Here is a 6,543-nt window from a genome sequence, read left to right on the forward strand (position 1 = left end):
GAAAAGATAAATGGATATATTAATATTAATTTCTTCATTATTCTTTTTAACAGCGATCAGTGGAATCATAAATCAAAAATATTTCCGACTTCCCACCACCATAGGAATTATGATTGTCGCTTTTATTTTTTCATTGTTTCTATTTATTAGCGATTACTCTTTATCGTTTTTCTATGGCTACTCTTTTGCTCAAAATATACTTTCTCAAATGAATTTCCCTGTACTATTGTTAAAAGGAGCATTAGCTTTTTTACTATTTGCAGGAAGCTTACAAGTACACCTAGATGCACTTTGGACAGCAAAATATCATGTCGCCTCCTTAGCAATTTTAGGAACTTTAATTAATATTTTACTTTTAAGCTGTGCTTTTTTTGGACTGGCCTATTTTTGTGCTATCCCTTTACCGTTTGTATGGTGTTTAATTTTAGGCTCCATTATGGCACCAACCGATCCTGTAGCTATTATGAATATGTTGAGTCGATTAGGTTTGCCAAATCGACTACAAGCAATTTTTGCAGGAGAAAGTTTGTTCAACGATGGTATTGCTCTTATGACTTTTTCAACATTGTTAGCCATCGCAATGGAAAACTACACGCCCAATCCTCAAAATTTAATTTTTATCTTTGTACAAGAAATTTTTGGGAGCATATTATTTGGTATTACCACTGCCTTTTTAATGCTCCACATTATCAAAAAAACTCAGCAAAATGAACTAATCATTTTATTAACGCTTGCTCTCGCAGCAGGCACTTATTCATTAGCTGATCATCTACATATGTCTGGCCCCATCGCAGTGGTTACGAGTGGTCTTCTAATGGGTAATCACATACATAGAAATCCCTTTTATATTCATGATCATTTATTATCTAATTTTTGGCATACCATAGATGAAATCTTAAATACGCTTTTATTTTTAATTATTGGATTACAAATCATGATTATTCCTTTTCATCCAACTACTATACTGATGGGAATAATAAACATACCCTTTTTGATAATTTGCCGTTGCTTAGCTATTTCAATCAGCGGTGCTTTTCTTTTAGGAACAGATGATAATCCAAAAGGATTAATGGCTATATTAACATGGGGGGGATTAAGAGGGGGTATTTCACTGGCTATTGCTCTTTCTTTACCAAACAATTTTCCTAAACATGAAATTTTAGTTATTACATATATTGGAGTGGTATTTACTATTATTGTTCAAGGACTTACAATGGAAAAGCTCATTAAAACTTTTTACAAATTCAAGCATTAAGCAATCAAGCTATCTTTTTCTCTAAAATCGCACAATAAAATCCGTCCGTGTCATATTGAGCCGGGGTTAATTGAAAAAATGTTTTTTCTTTGAAGGGTGCAGCAAGGAGTTCTTGACTAGCGTCTGAATAAACAGGGGTAAATTCTTTATGCGCTTCAAGAAATTGGTTAATTTGATCTTGATTTTCCTGCTGCAACAAAGAGCACGTCGCGTATAATAAACGACCACCCTTTTTAACCATTTTGGAGGCAGAATTTAAAATTTGAGCTTGTTTTATTATAAGCTCGTCTAAATCTTTCTTTTTAAAGCTTAATCTCGCGTCTGGATTGCGCCTCCATGTGCCAGTTCCACTACAAGGAGCATCCACTAAGACACGATCAAAACTTTCTAAACGTCTTTTTATCCATTTTGCATGTTCTGCAAATAAATGCGTTTGAATATTAAAAACCCCTGCTCTTTTAAACCGTTTTTGAGCAGCGTTTAAACGTATAGTGGACACATCAGAAGCAATGATATTCCCCTTATTTACCATCATCATTGCCATTGCGAGCGTTTTTCCACCTGCACCCGCACAATAATCCAATACTCTCATATGCGAGGTAACGCCTGTCATGATGGCAATAAGTTGACTACCCTCATCTTGTATCTCAACATATCCTTGTGTAAAGAGATCCGACAACGTGATGGATTGTCTTCCTTTTAACCGCAATCCCCATGGCGATAGCTTCATTCGTTCAAAATTAAATTTTTGTTCGCTAAGTTTTTTTTCAACATCTTCTAATGTTGTTTTTATCGTATTCACACGCAAATCTAAATGAGCCGGTTCTAACAATGCAGTCAATTCTACATCAATCCGATCCCCTAACTGTTTTTCAAAAAATGGATATACCCAGTCTGGAATCTCATATTTTACCGCTTTTGGCATATGAATACTCAAGAACTCTTTATTTTCTAAGTTCTTGAGAAAAAGAATTTCGTTTGAACTTAGTGGTAAAGGCGCATATTTTTCCCCAGAAAAAACACTCTTAAGAGACTGAAGCGATGAACCCGTTAACATGGTGTGCGCTGCAATTATCATTCTAGGATTGATAGGACTACCAATACGTTTTAACCACCACTCTACTTTACGATAACTTCTTAATACTGACCAAATTTGGTCCGAAATAAACCGACGATCGCTTCCACCTATATATCGTCTTTGACGAAAAAATCGGTTGGCAACGCTATCCGCAGGCAAATGAAACTCTTTCTGAATAGATATAAGCAGTTCAATTACAGCAGAAATTTGGGCTGAGGGGGTCATAAAGTGTTCTTAAAATATAAAGGAAATTAATTATGTCTATAGTTAGGAGCTTCACGCGTTATAACAACGTCATGAACGTGGCTTTCTCTTAATCCTGCCCCAGTAATTTTACGAAATTGTACATTGGCCTTCATTTCTTGTATTGTAGTATTTCCAGTATAGCCCATTCCTGCTTTCAATCCACCAATTAATTGATGTATAACCGCTTCAGCTGATCCTTTATAAGGTACTTGTCCCTCTATACCTTCTGGTACTAACTTATGATTTTCTTTAATATCCTGCTGAAAATAACGATCCGCTGAACCACGAGCCATCGCCCCTAAGCTTCCCATTCCTCGATACGATTTGTAAGAGCGCCCTTGATAAAGAAAGACTTCACCAGGTGCCTCATCGGTTCCAGCCAGTAAAGAACCAACCATAACAATGTCTGCACCTGCCCCAATGGCTTTCACAATATCGCCTGAATTACGAATTCCACCATCAGCAATAAGGGGTATATTTTCTTGATAACAAACCTTAGCAACTTCCATAACAGCAGAAAATTGAGGAACACCTACCCCAGCAACCACACGGGTTGTGCAAATTGAACCTGGACCAATGCCAACTTTTACAGCATCGGCTCCTGCCTCAATCAAAGCTTTGGCACCTTCTGGGGTAGCAATATTTCCAGCAATCAATTGAAGCGAAGGGTATTCAATTTTTAAACGCTTGATAGACTCTAAAACTCCTTTAGAATGTCCATGAGCCGTATCAACTACTAGAACGTCTACACCTGCTTCAATTAAAGCAATAGCTCGATTATAGCCATCGTCACCAACCCCCGTAGCCGCTGCACATCTTAACCGACCTAATTCGTCTTTATTGGCTAAAGGATATGTTACCGATTTCTCCATATCTTTGACGGTTATAATACCAACACAACGTTTTTCGTTGTCAACAACTAATAATTTTTCAATACGGTTTTGATGTAAAAGTTTTTTTACTTCCTGCGGTTTTACCCCCTCATTTACCGTAATTAAGTTGTCTTTAGTCATTAGTTCAGAAACAGGCTGACTGGGATTGGTAGCAAAACGCACATCTCTATGCGTAACAATGCCCACCAATTTATGGGTATTTTTTTCAATAACTGGCAAACCACTTATACTGTTACGCTGCATAATTGAAATAGCTTCCTGAAGCGTAGTTTCAGGGTTTACGGTCACGGGGTCGACGACCATACCCGATTCAAACCGTTTAACCTGTCGCACTTGCGTTACCTGATCTTCAATGGAAAGATTTTTATGAATTACCCCTATACCTCCATTTTGTGCCATTGCTATTGCCATAGCGTATTCCGTTACGGTGTCCATAGCCGAAGATATTAACGGTATATTCAATAAAATTTTTTGTGTAAGCTTACTTTTAACTTTTGCTTGACTGGGCAATACATCAGATGCTGCCGGAATAATTAACACATCGTCAAATGTAAGTGCTTCACAAATTAATTTAGTTTGGTATGGTAATAATGCCATCTTGGTCCCCCTTGGAAAAGATTATGAAAAGGGTAAACCCTTTGTAAAAGGGTTCCAATCATTTGGCAATTCTTCTTACTCTGAAAACCCTCATTATACAAGTGAAAATTCTACATATTTCTTTAACACTTATTTATTACTAAGAGAAATCTCAGAAGGTCTAAAGCCCATGGCTACCACATAAAGTTCTTTGGATTCTTTACGACTTGCTGGAGGTTTGGCATGTTTAACTATAGAAAACATTTGTTTCAATCGTATTAACAGCTCTTTTTCAGTGCCACCCTGGAACACTTTGGCAACAAATATACCGCCAGGATTTAATATTCGGGCTGCAAAATAAATAGCTTCTTCTGTAAGGTTCATGATTCGAATATGGTCGGTCCCAGAATGACCGGTTGTATTGGGGGCCATATCCGATAGAACAACATCAGCCTTGCCCTTTAATTTACTTATCAAAAGCTTTGAATTAGATACATCCGTAAAATCACCTTGAATGAACTCGACATCTGTCATAGGTTCTATAGCCAACAAATCAATACCGACTACCTGCTTGGCTTTCAATGATTTTGCGACTTGCGACCAACCTCCTGGGGCTGCGCCTAAATCTATTACCTTCATGTTAGGTTTAAAAATATGGAATTTTTGATCCAGTTCGATCAATTTAAACGCAGCCCGAGAGCGCCATCCCTGTTGCTGTGCCGCCCTCACGTAAGGATCATTTAATTGTCTTGTCAACCAACGTTGCTGTGAGGTCGATTTACCCCGAGTTTTTTTGAGTTTAACAGTCAACCCGTCGCTTACAAATCGTGATTTTTTTTTTATTGAATTATTTTGATTACTTTTACTGTCCATAAACCAACTGTCTTTGTTTTTTACAAATTATGAGCATGACGAGACCGATAATTTTTTGATACTAAAGGTTTTTTTTGTAGCATTGTCGCAATAATACCATCCCGTATCCCTCTATCAGCAATAACAATATCTTCTACTGGCCACAATGTGTTTATAGCTTCATAAATAGCACAACCAGGTAACAGATATTGTAACCTTTGATGATTAACTATTGAATAATCATAAATTTTATTAAATTTAGTGGTTAAAATCTGCCGAATAATATCCTTGAGTTGAACGGTTGGTAAGAGTAATCCATCAATAGCTGAACGACAATATTTAGGTTGTTTTAATATCATGCTTGCTAAAGCCGTTACAGTACCACTAACTCCTATTAATTGTACTTGATCACGAAAAATTTCAGCTCTTATTTGATGGATACATTCAAAAGAATGCATTTTATCTAAAACATACTCAACCATTCGATAGTATTCGTTAAGAGTCAACTTTTTAAATTGCTCCCTTAACGTGATAACTCCTACAGGGATACTATGGCAGCCAATAAGCGTTTGTTTTCCTCTGAGCACATCCATACGAACCCAAGCAATTTCAGTTGATCCTCCCCCTATATCAAATAAGAGACTTTTCGTTCGATTACGACGTAGTAATTTATCGTGAAACAATGTAGCACAACCGGCAACCGCCAGCTCCACCTCTTCTCTAGAAGTTATAACGTTTATATTTAGCCCTGTCTCTTTATGAACTTTACCCAAAAAATCAGATGCATTTTTAGCCCTTCTACACGCCTCAGTTGCAACAGCATAAAGTTGAAACAATTTTCGTTTTTCAATACGATCAGCACAATGATGCAGCGCCGACAAAGTGCGTGACATGGCTGCTTCACTTAGCACTCCGGTTTCGTATAAACCTTCACCTAGCCGAACAACTCGATTATAATTATCAATAACTTTAACCCCACTACGACCTGAAGCAACGATCAGGAGCCGGCAATTATTTGTCCCTAAATCTAATGCCGCAAACATCTGTCAAATCCCCAAGTATTCACCACAATATAACGTTATTGTATTAATGATTTATAAAATGAGTAAACCTACCAATAAAATAATTTATAAAACTCACATTAATTCTATATAGAATATTCCTTGTTTTATCCATAATTTAGTGATAATCATTTTTGTCACTTTCTTTGGGAGATAGTTTAGCGGTAGAACTACCGGCTCTGACCCGGTCAGCCCTGGTTCGAATCCAGGTCCCCCAGCCATTAGTTTTTCTTAAGGTCTTGAAACAGTTTCACAAAACGATCGACATCAATCAACATTTTGAAGAAAAAACTCTCTACGGATGGCACACGAACGAATCCAATACCTATCGCTGGACAAACGGAAATGCTTGGCTTCCTTTCGATCATGTTGCAATTACAAACAATACGCGCCTCATTATTGAGATCAAAAACACAAACACCTATATCCAACAGACTGAGAAACAAAAGCAATACGCTTAAGCGGATAAAGTTTCTCCGTTATGTCTAACCCCCTCTTAACAAGCAGGGGTCTTATTGAATATCATGTATCAATTTTAATTTATTTTCACTGTTTACAAGCACATATCTGTAAGGTTCTAAA

At 37.1% G+C, this 6,543-nt stretch carries 6 protein-coding genes and 1 tRNA gene; 3 read left to right on the forward strand and 4 right to left on the reverse strand.

Annotated features, from left to right (window positions below; genetic code table 11):
* Positions 1–10: 10 nt before the first annotated feature.
* Entirely contained in the window at positions 11–1,255 is a 1,245-nt protein-coding gene (locus tag AABE15_RS04520) for a sodium:proton antiporter (RefSeq protein WP_338330092.1), read from the forward strand.
* Positions 1,256–1,259: 4 nt separating this feature from the next.
* Here AABE15_RS04520 and AABE15_RS04525 read toward each other — a convergent pair whose 3' ends face one another.
* The 4 genes from AABE15_RS04525 to AABE15_RS04540 all read right to left on the reverse strand — a co-directional run bounded on the left by AABE15_RS04525 (position 1,260) and on the right by AABE15_RS04540 (position 5,943).
* Positions 1,260–2,558 carry an RsmB/NOP family class I SAM-dependent RNA methyltransferase gene (locus tag AABE15_RS04525; RefSeq protein ID WP_338330093.1) on the reverse strand — a complete coding sequence of 433 codons (1,299 nt, stop codon included), beginning with the start codon at positions 2,556–2,558 and terminating at the stop codon, positions 1,260–1,262.
* Between the two features lie 26 nt (positions 2,559–2,584).
* Positions 2,585–4,069, reverse strand: coding sequence for an IMP dehydrogenase (guaB, locus tag AABE15_RS04530; RefSeq protein ID WP_338330094.1), 1,485 nt, complete (start codon positions 4,067–4,069; stop codon positions 2,585–2,587).
* A gap of 129 nt (positions 4,070–4,198) precedes the next feature.
* Complete coding sequence (locus tag AABE15_RS04535; RefSeq protein WP_338330095.1) at positions 4,199–4,921, reverse strand: RlmE family RNA methyltransferase; 723 nt, start codon at positions 4,919–4,921, stop codon at positions 4,199–4,201.
* A gap of 20 nt (positions 4,922–4,941) precedes the next feature.
* On the reverse strand, positions 4,942–5,943 hold the full coding sequence (locus AABE15_RS04540; RefSeq protein WP_338330096.1) for a Ppx/GppA phosphatase family protein: 1,002 nt from the start codon (positions 5,941–5,943) through the stop codon (positions 4,942–4,944).
* A gap of 165 nt (positions 5,944–6,108) precedes the next feature.
* Here AABE15_RS04540 and AABE15_RS04545 point away from each other — a divergent pair.
* A tRNA-Gln gene (locus AABE15_RS04545) sits at positions 6,109–6,182 on the forward strand.
* Positions 6,183–6,200: 18 nt separating this feature from the next.
* The gene (locus AABE15_RS04550) at positions 6,201–6,422 is read left to right on the forward strand and encodes a hypothetical protein (RefSeq protein ID WP_338330097.1); all 222 of its coding nucleotides are present in this window, start codon (positions 6,201–6,203) and stop codon (positions 6,420–6,422) included.
* Positions 6,423–6,543: the final 121 nt, after the last annotated feature.

This window comes from Commensalibacter sp. Nvir (assembly GCF_963921845.1).
Taxonomy (GTDB): domain Bacteria; phylum Pseudomonadota; class Alphaproteobacteria; order Acetobacterales; family Acetobacteraceae; genus Commensalibacter.